Origin of the sequence: Desulfosporosinus fructosivorans (genome assembly GCF_004766045.1) — a bacterium.
GTDB classification, from domain to species: Bacteria; Bacillota; Desulfitobacteriia; order Desulfitobacteriales; family Desulfitobacteriaceae; genus Desulfosporosinus; species Desulfosporosinus fructosivorans.
This window is the reverse complement of sequence record NZ_SPQQ01000012.1, coordinates 108,430-124,486: the sequence shown is the minus strand read 5'-3', so window position 1 is coordinate 124,486 and position 16,057 is coordinate 108,430. Positions and strand designations below refer to the sequence as shown.

14 protein-coding genes and 1 pseudogene are annotated in these 16,057 nt (G+C 39.0%); 4 read left to right on the top strand and 11 right to left on the bottom strand.

All coding sequences use genetic code 11. From position 1 onward, the window contains the following. Positions 1 to 29 precede the first annotated feature (29 nt). A complete protein-coding gene (locus E4K67_RS24495) occupies positions 30 to 611 on the bottom strand; it encodes a reverse transcriptase domain-containing protein (RefSeq protein ID WP_243454607.1) in 582 nt (193 codons plus the stop codon). Positions 612 to 1,617: 1,006 nt separating this feature from the next. Here E4K67_RS24495 and E4K67_RS31660 point away from each other — a divergent pair. Further along, positions 1,618 to 1,875 (top strand): annotated as a pseudogene (locus E4K67_RS31660) (DUF3231 family protein); the annotation flags it as partial. A gap of 174 nt (positions 1,876 to 2,049) precedes the next feature. On the opposite strand, the gene E4K67_RS24485 reads toward E4K67_RS31660, so the two are convergent. Genes E4K67_RS24485 through E4K67_RS24475 form a run of 3 tightly spaced genes read right to left on the bottom strand, consistent with a single transcriptional unit; the run spans position 2,050 to position 6,011 of the window. Further along, entirely contained in the window at positions 2,050 to 4,251 is a 2,202-nt protein-coding gene (locus E4K67_RS24485) for a two-component system sensor histidine kinase NtrB (RefSeq protein ID WP_135551543.1), read from the bottom strand. Positions 4,252 to 4,276: 25 nt separating this feature from the next. Further along, positions 4,277 to 5,650 carry a DUF7125 family protein gene (locus E4K67_RS24480; protein WP_158408569.1) on the bottom strand — a complete coding sequence of 458 codons (1,374 nt, stop codon included), beginning with the start codon at positions 5,648 to 5,650 and terminating at the stop codon, positions 4,277 to 4,279. Between the two features lie 46 nt (positions 5,651 to 5,696). Next, positions 5,697 to 6,011, bottom strand: coding sequence for a hypothetical protein (locus tag E4K67_RS24475; protein ID WP_135551539.1), 315 nt, complete (start codon positions 6,009 to 6,011; stop codon positions 5,697 to 5,699). Positions 6,012 to 6,190: 179 nt separating this feature from the next. Between E4K67_RS24475 and E4K67_RS24470 the strand changes: the two genes are divergently transcribed. Further along, positions 6,191 to 6,556: a response regulator gene (locus tag E4K67_RS24470; protein ID WP_135551537.1), complete on the top strand. Its 366-nt coding sequence runs from the start codon at positions 6,191 to 6,193 to the stop codon at positions 6,554 to 6,556. A gap of 262 nt (positions 6,557 to 6,818) precedes the next feature. Here E4K67_RS24470 and E4K67_RS24460 read toward each other — a convergent pair whose 3' ends face one another. The 5 genes from E4K67_RS24460 to E4K67_RS24435 form a co-directional block, all read right to left on the bottom strand. Beyond that, complete coding sequence (locus tag E4K67_RS24460) at positions 6,819 to 7,937, bottom strand: Ger(x)C family spore germination protein (protein WP_158408568.1); 1,119 nt, start codon at positions 7,935 to 7,937, stop codon at positions 6,819 to 6,821. Next, a complete protein-coding gene (locus tag E4K67_RS24455; RefSeq protein WP_135551531.1) occupies positions 7,927 to 9,027 on the bottom strand; it encodes a GerAB/ArcD/ProY family transporter in 1,101 nt (366 codons plus the stop codon). The genes E4K67_RS24460 and E4K67_RS24455 overlap by 11 nt, the downstream gene beginning before the upstream one ends. After that, positions 9,027 to 10,577 (bottom strand): spore germination protein, encoded by a 1,551-nt coding sequence (locus E4K67_RS24450; protein WP_135551529.1) that lies wholly within the window; start codon positions 10,575 to 10,577, stop codon positions 9,027 to 9,029. Before E4K67_RS24450 ends, E4K67_RS24455 begins: the two co-directional genes overlap by 1 nt. Before the next feature lie 697 nt (positions 10,578 to 11,274). Beyond that, positions 11,275 to 11,853 (bottom strand): type 1 glutamine amidotransferase family protein, encoded by a 579-nt coding sequence (locus tag E4K67_RS24440; RefSeq protein ID WP_135551527.1) that lies wholly within the window; start codon positions 11,851 to 11,853, stop codon positions 11,275 to 11,277. A gap of 47 nt (positions 11,854 to 11,900) precedes the next feature. Further along, on the bottom strand, positions 11,901 to 12,848 hold the full coding sequence (locus E4K67_RS24435; RefSeq protein ID WP_135551525.1) for a helix-turn-helix transcriptional regulator: 948 nt from the start codon (positions 12,846 to 12,848) through the stop codon (positions 11,901 to 11,903). A gap of 214 nt (positions 12,849 to 13,062) precedes the next feature. Between E4K67_RS24435 and fabZ the strand changes: the two genes are divergently transcribed. Further along, a complete protein-coding gene (gene fabZ, locus E4K67_RS24430) occupies positions 13,063 to 13,500 on the top strand; it encodes a 3-hydroxyacyl-ACP dehydratase FabZ (protein ID WP_135551523.1) in 438 nt (145 codons plus the stop codon). 76 nt (positions 13,501 to 13,576) lie between these two features. Beyond that, entirely contained in the window at positions 13,577 to 13,765 is a 189-nt protein-coding gene (locus E4K67_RS24425; RefSeq protein ID WP_135551522.1) for a hypothetical protein, read from the top strand. 60 nt (positions 13,766 to 13,825) lie between these two features. Here E4K67_RS24425 and E4K67_RS31370 read toward each other — a convergent pair whose 3' ends face one another. After that, entirely contained in the window at positions 13,826 to 13,888 is a 63-nt protein-coding gene (locus tag E4K67_RS31370) for a hypothetical protein (RefSeq protein ID WP_338031914.1), read from the bottom strand. Between the two features lie 229 nt (positions 13,889 to 14,117). Beyond that, on the bottom strand, positions 14,118 to 15,860 hold the full coding sequence (locus E4K67_RS24415; protein ID WP_243454606.1) for a methyl-accepting chemotaxis protein: 1,743 nt from the start codon (positions 15,858 to 15,860) through the stop codon (positions 14,118 to 14,120). Between the last annotated feature and the right edge of the window lie 197 nt (positions 15,861 to 16,057).

Here is a 16,057-nt window from a genome sequence, read left to right as displayed (position 1 = left end):
CTGAGTTACCTTTTAATAGTATTCCCTACCTAACATGCTACTGCTAGCCAATACCGTTCAGAATTAATGTCGCTAAATCCCTTTATATCCACATCTACAACAAAATGCAGGTGCTGAATGTTAATCATCCTGTGCATCGTGGCTAGTGCATGCTCTGTCCTTCTAGTGGGCCTAAATCCATAGCTATGATTGTGAAACCTTGCTTCACAGATTGGCTCAAGGATTTGATAAATACACGCTTGAATCAGACGATCGGACATAGTGGGTATTCCAAGAGGGCGATTTTGGCCATTATCTTTTAATATTTCTACCCGTCTGACAGATTGTGGTGTAAAGTTCTTCAACCTTCTTTTGACCATTGTAATGACTTCTTGGTTGGTCATACCTGCTATGTCTTTGATGGTTAAACCGTCAGTGCCTTCTGTTTTACTCCCTGTGTTAGCCTTAATGTTTCGATAGGCCAATAGGATGTTGTTTTCTTCTACAATTTTTTCGTATAGTTTATTAAACTTCGCACCCTTGAGACTTCTTTCATACAATTCATCAAGTATACTTTGTTGCCCATAATATTCATTGTGGCGCAACTTGGTATTCGCGGTAGTGGTAGCCATAGTCGGCAACACCTCCTTTCGAGGTTAGCCTCTTTTAGTCTCACCAGAACCTATGGAGTGATTTTGTGATCGTAAGTTTCGTTTATTATAGATTGACTTGGGCCTATCCCTCCACCACTTATTATCATGGTTTCATTGGTACTGTGGCCCTACTTTCACATTGATAAAGATAAGTTGCCTTATCACCGTTTCATAGAATATAAGTCCTTAACGTCCAATGCTTACCACGTTCCAACATCTTTATCTATGCATATACCTTTAGGTTGTTCCTTTGGGTTTGTAGACTTGATGATGCCTTTAACATCATAAGGATTTTCATACTATATATTTTTACTTTTCCTCATCTACCAAGCTTTTACTTGTACTAACATTTCTATTAGCCTAGTGATTCACCCGTACATTCGGAACTTTGTCAGTAGGTTTTGCCTACATTCTTACCATGGATATTTTATAGACTTCCGCGCTAAACCCGCACTGTTCACCTCTGAACAGGTTTCCAAGAGGTTTTTAATTCCAAAAGGGCAGGGTCACGCGACTTCACCGAGCTCTAGACGCTTCGACGCTTATACATATACACGCCCATCGGAGTATTAAAGGAGCCTTTTTAGGCGTTACCCTATCATTCGACTCATCAAGATGTTAGTTCTCTTTGTATTTCTACAAATGTCTAAACTTTTCATTTAGAAACGTGTCGCACATATAGCACTATTAAGCACTCCACGTGCCCTGTCACGTTAAAAGAGCTATAATCTCTATTGCTTTATTGCCCTACCAGGGAGCGGGTTTTTGGCTCATTTAATCTTATTGATTGTTATGATGTCACCTCATTAATCTGGTGTGGCCAATAATTGGACTTAACTGATACAAGAAAAGAAGTGTTACCACCCATCATGAAGGATTTCTAATTATTTTCGAGGCAGTTCCCACCCCTAATTATTTGGATTTACCTGAATAGGCCCGTACGGGCTATAATAAACCTAGTCTCCATAATTACGATGCTCTTGTAACCGATTCTACAGAATCTCCATTTAGTGATAAATTGTTATTGTTCCATACAACTATATTTATGTCGCTTAGTATCACATCATATGGACTTGCTTTATCATATTGTGCAAGACCAGATGTTGCATCGTCTATTGCTCGACTCCAACTTGAACTTGGTGGTTATGTAAAAGATGGACTGGATTTAATGATTGAACACGGTTGGCTCGAAAGAATTCCCGAAACTGCTAACCGAAGAGAATTAAGGACAACGAATAATTAATGATACCAAATAGATAAAGATATGAGAAAAAAGTCTCCCTGGCTAACGCTAGGGAGACTTTTTTTATACGCATTTGTTTGTGAAACCACTAGCTGTGTACATAAAACAATACCAACTAATTTCTTGGCATTACATTTATTAGTTTCCAATTTATGTATTGATATCTATTGTCGATCAATACGTATTCCCTATTTTTAAATTTATAATTGTACTAATTATTTTGGTAATTTCAAATGGTCTATCTAAAATTCTAATGCCTTTTTCTTGAAAATATTTTGCATTTTTCTGCGAGAAATCCCCCAAAACTATGATAATAATGCCAGGCCACATTCTATGTATCTCTTCTGTTTTCATTAGTTTGTTGTTATCGAGTAATCCCTCAATAATAACTAGCTTTGGCAAAGCGCTGGTAATACTAATAGTACCATTTTCAAAATCACTCATTTCAAGAACTTTTACGCGATGATCGAGCACTTTCAAGGCTTTCTCTAACGAATATCTTAAGATTTTGTCATTGACTATTAAGGCGACATCAACTTCTTTCCCCTCAATGCCTGCAATCGGAAGTGTAATCGTAAAGACTGCTCCACTGTGTGGTGAATTGCTTGCTTTAATTTCACCATCGTGATTATGAATGATCGCTTTAACAACGGCGAGGCCTAAACCTGTTCCTCTTTCTTTCGTCGTGAAAAACGGTGTAAACAATTGATCTATTACACCAGGGACAAAACCCAGTCCATTATCCTCAATACACACCTCTACCTTATCATTTACTTGACCTAATGAGATTTTGACGATTCCATTTTCAAACTCACTTTCACTCAATGACTGCACCGCATTACGAACTAAATTCAAGACGACTTGAGTAAGTTGACCAGCATCACCCCTTACAGGTGCTACCTTTTCAGCGTTGAATAATACTCGGATATCTGTACCAATGGCTTCGCCCTCTAATAGTGGGAGCAATTCTTCAATAAATGTAACAAGGTCAAGGGGTTCAGGTGATATTGAAGCAGGTTTCCCCAGAAGAAGAAATTCATTAAGAAGACGTGTGACACGATCTATCTCACGTAATACTAAGTCTACATAACCCTCCGTTTGTTCCGGGTTGCGTTTTTTTGTCATTAACTGTAAAAGCCCTTTGGCGGCACTTAGTGGATTTCTTAACTCATGGGCCAACGTTCCAACCATCATAGACGTCGAAGCAAAACGTTCCGCGCGTCGTGCGGCGGACTGCCAACGATAATAATTTGATCGATCGTCAGCCATCACTAACCAACCCACGATAGCTTTTTCCTCAAAAATTGGTGCAACCTGCCAATCGACCCAACACAGATTATCGTCTTCTCGATCCTGCTTGAGGTCTTCCATCTGCCCATGAACTGGAAATGTTATACCCGATTCAATGACCGAGACCCAAGGTCCTTCAATGCTTACCATCGAAACTCCGACCAAGTTGATAAACGATTTGTTAAAGAGTTTCTCTGCAGCTTTATTTACATATGTGATATTTTTCCTTTGATCAATCAATAAGATCGCACTATTTACCGCTCCAAGCACTTTAGCTAACTGTTTATTTAGAAGTCTAAATAGGTTATCTATTTCAAGAATAATGGCACATTCTTGAGCCATTAATGAAATTAGCTCAGTTGCTTGGTCTTTGTCCAAAGGGGATAGAACCCCTAAGTTACATTTGAACCGACCATAGGAAATATCGACTTGTTGAGCAAACCCTTCTGCTCCGGTTAGATAAGCATTAACCAGAAATTCGTCTCCTTTTATGAAAATATTGGTTTGCCCATTTTCAAACTGGACCCAACTACCTTCGGCTTCTAAAATGATGATTAAGGCACTAAGAATTAATTCGAAACTTCTTTTTAAAGCATCCGTATCTCCATGAAATAAGGACAATACTATATGATTCATTTGGCGAAGAATAGAAAGTTCAAGGACCCGCTGTCCACTATTAAACTCATGCTTAAAAGACGTTAAAAAATTAGTTAATAATTTAGCTGCTATAGATGAACGATCATTTAATGCAGGGTATACCATTTCCTTGGAGCACAAACATTCTTGAGCTACCATTATAAGTCCATTTCCTAATGGAAAGGTTAATACGGTACCTTCAGTTTTCAAGTCTATTGTTTCTTGAATACTTTTAAACCCGTTATATTCTATATCTATATATAGAACCGGGAAGAAATCTTCAAATAGGTTTTGACATACTGAACATATTCTGGACGATTGAAATACCAAATTTCCATTAACCGATATAATGGTCAAACGTAGTTGTAGACCCAGAGCTGTACATTCTAAAAAACTAAGCCAACGTGCAGATTTTAGGAAATCATGATCTTCGGTACTTATGGACAACATCTGTGCCCCCCTTCATGATCAATCACTAAAGTAACGATAAACCATTATTATCGATTATTAATTCTGTTAATTCTGTGGAATGATGACTACCTCGCATTTTAACCACTCTTAAATACCTTTTTAAGTTGATGCCGTCCTCTTTAAAGACCAAGAGTAATATATTATCGGCTACAAAACTGATTCCATGCTTTGTCATAGCTGAAAAATCTAAGGAACCACGCATTTCGTGGGTAAGCAAAACAGTAATTCCATTGACCTTAAAGTAATCTGTAAGTGCCCAAATATAATCCGTATATTTAACCTTATCACTCATTCCGATTTCGAATGAAGAGATTGAATCAATGATCAACCTACTTGCCCCGATCTCATGTACAAGCCCCTGAATTCGATAAACATGTTCATCGACATCCAGCTCAACAGGAGAAACGTAGACTATATGTAAAATGCCCTCATCGAGATAAGTTCTGATGTCAATACCAATTTGTAAAGAATTCTTGATTATTTGTAAAGGATTTTCTTCAAAACTAACAAAAACAGTTTTAATTCCGGACCTTATACCTTCTAACGCGAAGCTAAGAGCTAACATAGTTTTACCCGAACCAGAAGGCCCCGTTACTAAGGTAGTAGATGCTTGAGGGATGCCTCCTTCCATCATCTCATCTAATTTTGACACCCCGGTTGGAACTTTTACAGAATATTGAGTGTAGTCTTGTTTTATCACCACAGGATTTAAACGAGGGAATACGCTAATTCCATCATTAGAAATCTTAAAAACTGCCTCACCATTAAAATGCTTGGTCCCTCTCATCTTTAAAACCCGCAAGTACCTTTTCTGTTGCCTTTTTTCTTCCGTTCCGTAGAGATAAATAATTCCGTCGGCTATGGCACTTTCTGGTCTACTTTCGATATCCTGTTCCGAGTACTCTCCTAAAAGAATCGTCGTACAACCCCAAGTTGTTAAACGAACGGACAGCTCAAGAATAAATTCCCGAAATTCTATCGAATCGGGAATGATATCTGCGAATGCTTTGATGGTATCGATAAAAATCATTTTCGGTTGATATTCCTTAAGAAAGCTATCAATTAACTTCATAGCTTGAATTGATCCTTGATTGCGTAATACACTACCCAAGTCTTTATAAATTACACTTTTCTGAACTTTGTCAGTATCATAAAAACTAAACTCTTGTTGAAACTTCATAATCTTAATTTGGGGTTCTGCTAGGGTAGTAAGATACAATACATTATTTTCATCTTCTGCATTTTGAAACATCATTTGATGAGCCAGAATTGTTTTCCCGGTTCCTGGTCGTCCAACTAGCAATATTGTAGAACTTTTTGGTAAGCCTCCATCTAAAATCTGATCAAGCTCCAAGATACCTGTCGAAACTTTATCCAATATTAACACTCCTTATCAAACTACTATTTTTACTACTATTTTACTTCTATTTTTCTTCAATATTGCTAACATCAAGCTCTTCGGTTAATTGTTTCGCCAGTTGTTTTCCAACTAAATGACCCAATGTATTTACTATATTAATCAGAAACTCATCGGCTACAAGGACAGCACGATCCTGTTCTATTTCAAACAATTCTTGTACTGAAACTCCATCCTCTGAAATCTCTATCATAGCAGCTTCTTCATACTTTAGTTGAGTCTTCCACAAGGCACGTTCTAAAACAATGACAAAAACATAAATACCAACAACCTGTCCTACAGATATAAATAAATCATCAATGGTTTTTTTGTGAGAGTTCAATGACCTTCCTCCTTTCGAATAAATATATTTCGACATTATATTTGATAAATCCTTCCTTAAGTTCAAAACTTACAAAAAAATCAAAGTCGCATCGACATACCGCAACAAATTTTGTTATTGAGTCGTTGTATAGTATTGATAAAGATATTCAATAATATTTAGGAAAGAAGTTGAGGTCAATGGCTATTGTTTTTACTATCGATGATAATCCTTTAATATCAATGGTAATAAAACTTGCACTGACAGATGAAGGACATAACGTTTTTGCCTTTGATAACTGTTCGGAGGCGTATGCTAAATTAGAAGAAGGACTAAAACCAGCTATAATACTTGTAGACCTCAACATGCCTAGAATGAACGGAAAAGAGTTAGTTGAAAAGATGAGGTCAAATCTAAAATTAGATTATATTCCGGTAACAATTATCACTGGTTCAATCCCCTTATCTGAAATTTTGCCACCTAAAGATAATTACCAGGCGTTAATAATCAAACCTTTTGATTTACAAGAATTGATCGATACCGTTAATAGATTAATCGCCGCATAATTAAAGTGAGAATCCTCAACATAGTATATCGGCACTGTATCATCGTTAATGAGATGCCACAAACCCGCACCACAATTATCTATACTAAAGAAGAGAGAACCCGTAATTAAAGCTACGGGTTCTCTCGTTGTTTACGTATCAACAACGTACGGTTGTTTTAACTACGGGGAGAAGAACGTTGTCGCCGGGGGAGGGTTACGACGCTCAGCGCTGGCCAAGAAGGAGCATTTGTCCTCTGCGGAGGAAAATGTTCCTTCTGGATTTACCTGAATAGGCCCGTACGGGCTATAATAAACCTAGTCTCCATATTAATCAGGCAATTGGGATAAATTTGGCGCCAATTTTCTTTTTGCCATTCACCGGGGTATTTTACCCTAAACTTTTCACCTAAACCAACGGCGTCGGAATTCAGTGACTGCAGTTTGATAAAGAGGTTGCCGATCTTGTTCTGAATTTCCATTTCCGCATGGCTCGAAATAATCCTTTTGTCCTCTTCTGTTAATTCCATTTTTCTGGGATTGGTCTCCACAATTACTCCAGTAACTTTGGTTGTTATCCCGAAGGCTACTTTACCGTTATCGTCGAGTTTCGGAGTAATAACACTTTTTGCCTTCACGTCCTTGAAAGCAACATATTCGCCGTTTTTCAGTGGGACGGTCAGGTAACCGCTGGAAGAGCCCTTGAGCAGTGCCAGCGTTTTCGTTTCCTCAAGATCCAGTTCCCCCACTAAATGGTTATCAGAGAAAAGGGCCGTTCCTGATATGTCGTAACTCCCTTCGGAAGCTTTTATCAAAGGAAGATGTGGGTCGGATGTCTTATTATCCATCTGGGCCAAAACCCTCCACAGGTCAATAGGTATGGCCAAGGTTTCTTTAGTTGGAGTCTGAAAAAATAGGTCGATATAGTTGCCCGGTATGTTATTGGATTCATTTTTCATGTCCAAAAGCTCCTTGGGATCGTCCTTCGTGACTAGCACAACGGTATTAGGCGGTACCGACGGGATCCGACCGATAAAATCCAGCAGGTTGTTAATATCCCCTCGGGCTGCATTCTCAGTTAATACAATGGCTCTCAGCTGCCCAAAAAAAATGTCTCGTTCCGATTTAGCCTGCAATTTGGACCACGCATCGGTAATGGAAGTGTCTTCCGCTGTAATAAGGTAATTACGTTTTTCGAACTGCTGTTGAGTACCTATCACGGGCGGCAATAACGTTCCGGGAACACTAAAAACAGTGCCCATTCTTATTTTTCCGGTACTGTCCACATCAAAAAATAAAGCATTTGTTGAAACACGCCGATTGATCTCTTGCACATCCCAGCAGCCCACGATGAAAAAAACAGTCAAGCTTAAAAGTAAAGCTAAGATAATTTTACTTCGCACCGGAGGTATCACCTCTATTCAATAAGGCCGCCAAAAGCCAGATCAATAATGGAAGCCCAAAAACAACAAGAAAACCGGCGATACGTAGGTAATCAAACAAAAAACGAATATCCAAAATGCTTGGCGGAGCAAGAATCACAAACATAATAATCGGAAACCAGAGTAGTACAAACCATTTGTAATTAAGAATTCCCAACAACTGGGTTGTGGCCAGGGCCAAAGAAAAATATAATCCTGCAATGGCCAGGCAGATCTGAGAAAAATAGGTGACAGCAAAGAAGAGCCCCATAGTTTGCATAAGAAAGGGTATGTTTGCTTTCCTGGTAAGTTCTAGGACCGGCCAGCTGTAACGCAAAATCCCAGTGGCACCGTAAGTGCCTATCCCGCTGACCACAAAGATTAGTATGGCTGTACTTGCTAGTAAGACGGCCGTAAGGATAGTTCTGAACCCTTTTTGCTTTTTTGTCAGGTATGGATAAACCATAAACAAGGCTGTCAATGGGAAATAAATGTAAAACATCTGTAGAGCACCCAACGGCAGTTGGTAACCCTGGGTATAGAACACCGGCCGTACGTAATCAAGCCTAAACCCCTGGAAAGAGAAGACTGCGGACAGGAAAACAAATACCACCGCCACAGGGAAAATAAAGGCTGCCAACCTAGTTATGCCCTCAATTCCTTTTTGAGCAATGTAAGCCGTAGTAGACAAAAGGATCGTGACAATAGCCCAGAGGGGTGTCCGTTGTAGGAAATAGAGGTTATTCAAGTCGGCAATTTGCCTCGTGGCCCACGCGGTAATAACCAGCAAAAATATCAGGAAAAAAAAAGAAATACCTTTGCCAAGTATTTTTCCGCAAACCAAGGGGAGGTACTGAATTATTGATTTACCGGGGAACCTTTTACCCAGTCGAACTGCACATAGAACTACCGGAATAGTCAGAAAAAAGGCCAGAATAAAGCCCAGGTACCCGTTAGAACCCATATATTTTGCTGCCACATAGGGGGAACTTACAACACCATATCCGTAAAGAGACGAAAACATGATGTTAAAAAGCAAACCGGGTCCGATCCCTGTCGTTTCCTTGAGCATTACTTGTCCCCCTCATTTTTTGTATTACCTAACCTGTCCTCTTGCTGCGGGCGGTAAGAGGGGGGCCTCCTTTTTCTGGCCCACCAGGGTATACGCCCAAAGCCGTCCACCATGTCTACGGGCAAAGGGGGGGCCCAGGGCGCTAGGTAAGATACCCCAAAGGATTTCAAACCTGCCATATGTGCCAGTACTATCAGCCCTGCTATGGACAACCCCAGTATTCCAAAAGCTCCGCTGGCAAAAAACAAAAAGTACCTGACAAGTCGCCAAGCCTGCTCCTTAGACGGGTTAGCCGTAGAAAAGGAAGCCAGGGACGTGAAAATCACCACCATGATAGTGGTTCCGGCAATGATCCCGGAGTTGATAGCCGCCTGGCCCAGAACGATGCCCCCTCCTATTCCAATAATCAGATTAATATTGGCCGGCAGTCTGACACTGGCCTCCCGGAAAATCTCAAATACCAGCATGGTTAAAAAAACTTCGATGACTGCTGGGTAGGGCACTTGGGTCCGCCCAGAGGCAACGACCTGAATCAAAAAGGAAGGCAATAACTCGGGATTAACTGAGATCAGCGCTGTATAGAGTGCGGGGAGAGTTACTGCCAAAGAAGTTCCGATAAAGCGGATCAGCCGTAGGAACGTTCCGATCCAATAGTTAAAATAAAAGTCCTCGGGGGTTTGGTAAAACTCATTGGAGGTAGCGGGCACAAGCAAAGTAAAGGGCGATTTATCCACGATAATGGCAATACGCCCTTCCAAAATCGAAGCGGCCACTTTGTCCGGCCTTTCCGTTTCCTGTACCAGGGGAAAAAAGGTTAACCTCTGATCGGTGATCATTTCGCTAATGTAACCGCTGTCAATGATCCCATCAATGCTGATTTTCTCTAGGCGTTTGTTCACTTCCACTACTGTATCAGGGTTGGCTACATCGAACAAATAGAGGATTACCACCTTTGTCTTCGTCCGTTCCCCGATTATTTTGCTTTCTACCCTCAGATTGGGGTCTTTGATCCAACGCCGGATCAGACTGAGATTGTCTGTGATATCCTCAGTAAACCCTTCCCTGTTGCCCCGGACGCTTTTTTCAGTAACTGATTCTTCAATGGGGCGGCGTGGGTATCCAGGAAGACTAACACCGAAAATTTTATCCTCATTGGGCAGAATAAGCAGGGCTTGACCCGCCAGCAAACCGTCCAGCGCATCGTGAAAATCCGTAAATACATCGATTACAGAGGCTGATATCAGCAGTTCAACTGTAGCAGCTGTGAGAGTCTCGCTTTTTTCTCTAATAAACTTGTTAATCGGTTCAATAACCTGGGATCCTAGCAAGCTACTGTCTGCCAGAGATTCAAGATAGACTGCGGCCATTACGAGTCCACTCCCTGTGGTAAAACGATGAATGATAAGATCCGAGGGACTACCAGCATACTTCGTAACGCTTGCTAAAATGTCCTCAATGGTACCGGTAATTGGTTTATGGTCAGAAATCATGGATTTTATTTTCTGAGGTTGGACTTCTTTAGGGGAACTAAATCGAGTTAAATAAAACATAATGATCCCTCGTTCTTAAAACTTACTACTTTAATAATTGTAAGTTTACCCGTATTCAATTCGATTATCCCTTAGATTCTGGCCTTAGACATCGCTTATCCTGATTTTCTCCTTCCGACTCACAGTCTACTCCTCTATTTCCTCCACCACTCTCATCCCACTCTTTAACTCAAAAACAAAATGCGCTGGTGTGAGAACTTCTATCTTCTCAACCAACGCATTATATATTTCTTCATCGAATTCTCAGTAACGAATCCTTGCTGTTTATTGTCTATTGGGTTTTACAATCAGGCCTGTGCATTCCTCTCTTAATAAGCTATGCCCAGGCTGGCACTATCCACGCCCCAAGGACAAGACGTGATCCGAATAGTAAAAGACCGAAACAAACACCATAGTAAATCGACGTAAGCAAGAGAAAGACGGACTTTAGTCTCTTCAGGTCAAAACATGCTAAATGAGCCGGAAAGCAAAAAATGAAAACAGGTTAAATGGTCGTCAGGGAGGAATTTGGAGCAAAATGGGGAATGTAGTTTTGATGAACACTATAAGAACATTATGTTGAAATTTTCGTCTTACAGGAATTCCATATGCATGTCATTTGCCTCACATATATAGTTTTCAAATGAACCCTCCTTTTTTAAGAAAAAAATTGCAAGCATACACTTTCTGGTTTGTCCTAAAATCGAACTATATTGCTTTACTTTTGATAGAAACCTAACTTGTTAAATTTATACCATTCGTCAATTTCTTCTACAGGCTTAACATTCAAATACAACGTAATTTCCCTAGCGAATTCTAAAGAAGCCGTACCATTTGCAGTTATGATATCCGAATCACAAACTGCTTGTTTTTCAATAAAATTGATGTCGCCCTTGTAGTGTGGCGCTTGTGACTTCATATACTCCAACGTATTGCCTGAATGTCTGATATTATCCAAATATCCGTTCTCTGCCATAAAGTTAGCGGCATTACAGATTGCTGCTACTGGAATATGATGCTTGATGGCATACTCCACCACAGGTTGAATGGCATTGTTTTTCTGTTCCATCCAAGCGTGACCACCAATCAAAAGCAACATCTCGAATTTTTTTGGGTAATCACTTACAGAATAATCAGGAATGATTCGAAAACCTCCCATAGAAATTTTAGGTTCTTTGTCCAGACTTAAAGTTTTTACAATATAATCCGTTTCTGATCCATTGAGTTCTGAACAAATATAAGCACTTTCCCAATCTGCATATCCATCAAAAATAAACACAAGTATTTCTTTTTTCATTGTAAACACTTCCTTTCTTAAGTATTGTACAACGAAAAAGATGACACCTATATGTCATCTTTATAGAGTTCATTTATTCTTTTTATTCTGGTTTTTATTGCTTCTTTTAGTTCAAGGGGTGCTATAACTTTAACTTTGTCTTGCAGGCTGAAAACTAAATTAGTAGCCCACTCTAAGTCAGAAACAGGAAATATAATCTGCCCCTTTTCTTCTGCACTGCTGATCCTATGAAAAAATCTTGCATCTATCTTATCTGTTAAAAAGAATTCATTAGTAACATCATATTCTAGTATAACTTCAAACAATGATGTTGGGTCTTGTGAAGAAAACAAACCAGTACCAAAATCTTTTCTAAAATCTATTTTTTCAACTGCCTTACAATTGAAACTTGCATCCATAATTTTATAAGTAGCAATTCGATTGACCTTAAACAAACGGAACTCCTGTTTATTCTCGCAAAAAGCGTATAAATACCAGTATGATTGCTTAAAAACAAGTTTATGAGGGTGAATAATTCTTGCTGAACGTGACCTCTTGGAGATATATTCTAGATAAATACAATTTTGATTTTTAATTGCCTTATGCAAAACGGATACCTTTTCTTGTGTAATGCTGTCTTGAAACCAGGAGGACAAATCAATTACATAATCACTTTCTGAAAATACCGTACTTGTTTCTTCCGGAATTAGTTTCGCTATTAGATTTGTTAAATCGGTGCTTTCATCAATACTCATGAGTCCATTAAGTGCAGTAAAAACATTTTTTATATCGTTCTTAGAAAGAATATTACTTTTGAGTTTATATCCCTCAATGACTGCTACACCGCCACCAATTCCTGAATATGTAACAATGGGAACTCCCGACTCGTTCAAAGTATCCAGATCTCGAAAAATTGTACGTTTGGAAACTTCAAACCTTTCTGCTAATTCTTGTATTGTAGTCCTGTCCGTATTGGCAAGGACATTTAAAATTCCTAGTAATCTATCAATCTTCATGATAACACGCTTTCTCCATTTCTAAGTAACAATATAAAATAGTTCTTTCTTCATCCTAAACTACTATTTCGCAACACGTAACCCTAAGCTATAGGACTCAAATTTAGATAAAGGAAATTATTTATGGCTGTCGAATGAGTTAGATGGGTAAAATTTATATGACAAGTTCGCATTATTGAGTCAGACAATAATTATTAACTTTAAGAGGTGTACTATGTTAGATAACTCGGAAATCCGAGCATTGATTCTCCATCGCTATCCTTTTTTATTAGTAGACAAAATCTTGGAGCTTGAACCGGGAAAAAAGGCTGTGGGTATTAAAAATGTATCGGCAAATGAACCACATTTTCAAGGGCATTTTCCCGAGTATGCAGTCATGCCTGGAGTATTGATTGTTGAGGCTCTTGCACAAACGGCAGGTATAGCAGTATCCATAAATAAGAAAAGAGAGAGCACACTAGGTGTATTAGCAGGGATAGATGGAATGAAGTTCAAAAGGAAAGTGTTTCCAGGGGATACATTAAAGCTTGAAGCCGAGATGCTTGTTTCAAAGCATGGTTTGATTAAAGCAAAGGTGACAGCAAGTGTAGACGGACAGATTGCTGCCGAGGGAGAAATAAAAATTATGATGACTGATCTGAATGGGAAGTAGTCATTACCCCATTGAATAGGGCTATATTTAGCTCGCTCAAAAACCTACACGCGATCTTTAGGCAGAAGGTAAGGCTATGATGGCTCAGGATATACTGTGCCAATACCTCGAAGTGCGTTTTGGTGCAGAATCCCAAGTCCTCCAAAAGAGCGTTCGCGCGATTAACGATCTCGAAGTACTCAGCAGGATTCCAAATCGAATTTTCGTTGTCACCCATTTAGATGAAGCAACGGCTCTCATTCAAGACGGGTTAGTCTCTCAATAGCCTTCGGGCTCTATCGTCCAAAAGTGTCGCCGGTGCCGAGTAACCATACTCCGCCACTTGTCAGTCCAAAACAAACTCCATTAAATGTTTCCCATACCCTTTATGCCTATATCCCGGTAACACCGATTATCTTTCTATGTAGAAAATATCATAAGCCTTTTCGATTGCTACAAATCCAATTTGATTTCTTTATACAAACCAAACATATCGATCCCTTTATCTTTCATCTTCTTGAGATTTACCAAATTTGCGAATGCTTTCCCCAGCTACATAAAAATCTTGAAAATTCAGAGGTCGCACCCTCTTAATTTAACCTGCGTGGAGGCCATCATTCACCAGGTGGGAGTAGCGATTAAAATTTATCTATTGCCTGCTGTAGCTGGTAAGCTAACGTAGAAAGACCTTGGCTAGCATTGGCAATCTCGATCATTGATGCTGTTTGCTCTTCGGAAGCAGCCGAAACTTGCTCGGTACTGGCGGCATTCTCTTCAGCAATACGGTCTAAATTTTTTAATATATCAATGAGTTGATCCTTTTTCTTTTCCATACTTTGTCCTGAAATATTCAATTCTTCAATAATTTCTTTGGTTTTCCAGACTGCTTCGGCTATTCCCTTAAAGCGTTCATCAGTAATCATAACACTTTCTTCTTGTTTCTCCGCAATGACTGAACTCTTCCCAATGATATCTACGGCATTTTGTGAATTAAGTTGTAATTCCTGAACTACCTCATTAATTTCTTGGGTTAGATTCCTCGATTGTTCTGCCAATTTCCTGATCTCTTCGGCTACAACTGAAAAGCCGCTTCCTGCTTCGCCGGCCCGAGCAGCTTCAATAGCAGCATTAAGAGCCAATAGATTTGTTTGATCCGCTACATTCTGAATCATTTGGCTGGCAGAAAAAATTTTCTCGGCACTTACATTCGTTTTAATAATTCCTTCTTGTATCCGTTCCGTATAGTGTTCTCTTTCTCTTGTTATCTCAATTAATTCAGTAATTGCAAGTGTACCCTCATCTTTCATTTTTTCAACAGCTTGAGCAGAATTGTTTAAATCTATCAAATATCGCTGATCTTGTTCAATAATATTCCCTAACTCGGTAATCTCATTGACCCCGTTTTCCGTTTGTAAGGCTTGAGTGGTGGCACTAATAGCAATTTGCTCAATTGTTTTGGCAATCTCTTCAACGGCTTTGGCTGAATCCTGGGATATAGCTGTTAGCTTTTTAGATGTTTCAGTAACTTGGTTCGTTGTTTCTAATAACCGATTTAAAATTTGTTTTTGGTTGCTATTCGTAGCTTTGATTGCTTGTCCGAGAATACTAAACTCATCTTTTCTGTTTATCAATCGTTCCATAATTCTTTCAGTTGGCAAATTCTCATGGCTATTTTTATACAATACAACATCCGTTTGTATTTCTTCAATCTCGTTCAACACAATGTCAGTAGGAATTACGCCCATGAATTTCCCCTTGAAAATAATTGGCATAACAACACTCGCCATTAAAATCTTTTTACCTTTAATATTTTCCACATAAGGCTCAGTTATCGTGATTTTGCGGGTTTTCTTCGGAACAGTGTACCATGGCTGATGATAGATTTCCTCAAGACTAATGACCTTAATGCCTTCATCCTGATCACGATAAACATAGGCTGTAAAAGTACCTTTATCATAATAGTCTACATCTAAAAAACTACTGTCTTTCCCGTCAAAAGCATTTGGTTCCCAAAATGAACTTAAAGCGAGAAATTCGTTATTATCCATTAACAATTTCTTTTGAATCTGTATGACCATATCACGGTCAAACTTTTCACTCTTCAAAACGGAAATAATTTCGTCATTCAGTTGTTTAACCAATTTCACTCCTTTTTCTAAAACCATATAATCTCCAAGTGATCCCCTTTTTAAATATTCTATGGAGTATTCTAATAACTCAAAAATTCTTCTTATCTGCAGTAAACAAATGATCATGAAGCCGCTAATACTAACTAAGAGCAAGGGAAACGCATAACTGGTATTTCTAAATATGAATCCTAATAAAACCATAACACCTGAAAATACTAACATCGCCTTGTAATGTTTCAATCTTTTACTCAAAAGAACTACCTCCCTGTAAGATTCTAATTTATTGGCTTTGGGCGAAAACCAACTTTCCTTTTGTTGAACTTACAAAAAAAGGTTCCTCATAAAAACCCGGTAATCCGGGAAATAATGAAGAGCCCCATTGCCCATATTCCTTTTTCATTCATAATCTTACTCATTCGACATGTTTATTGATATTCCTTTCGGTAGGA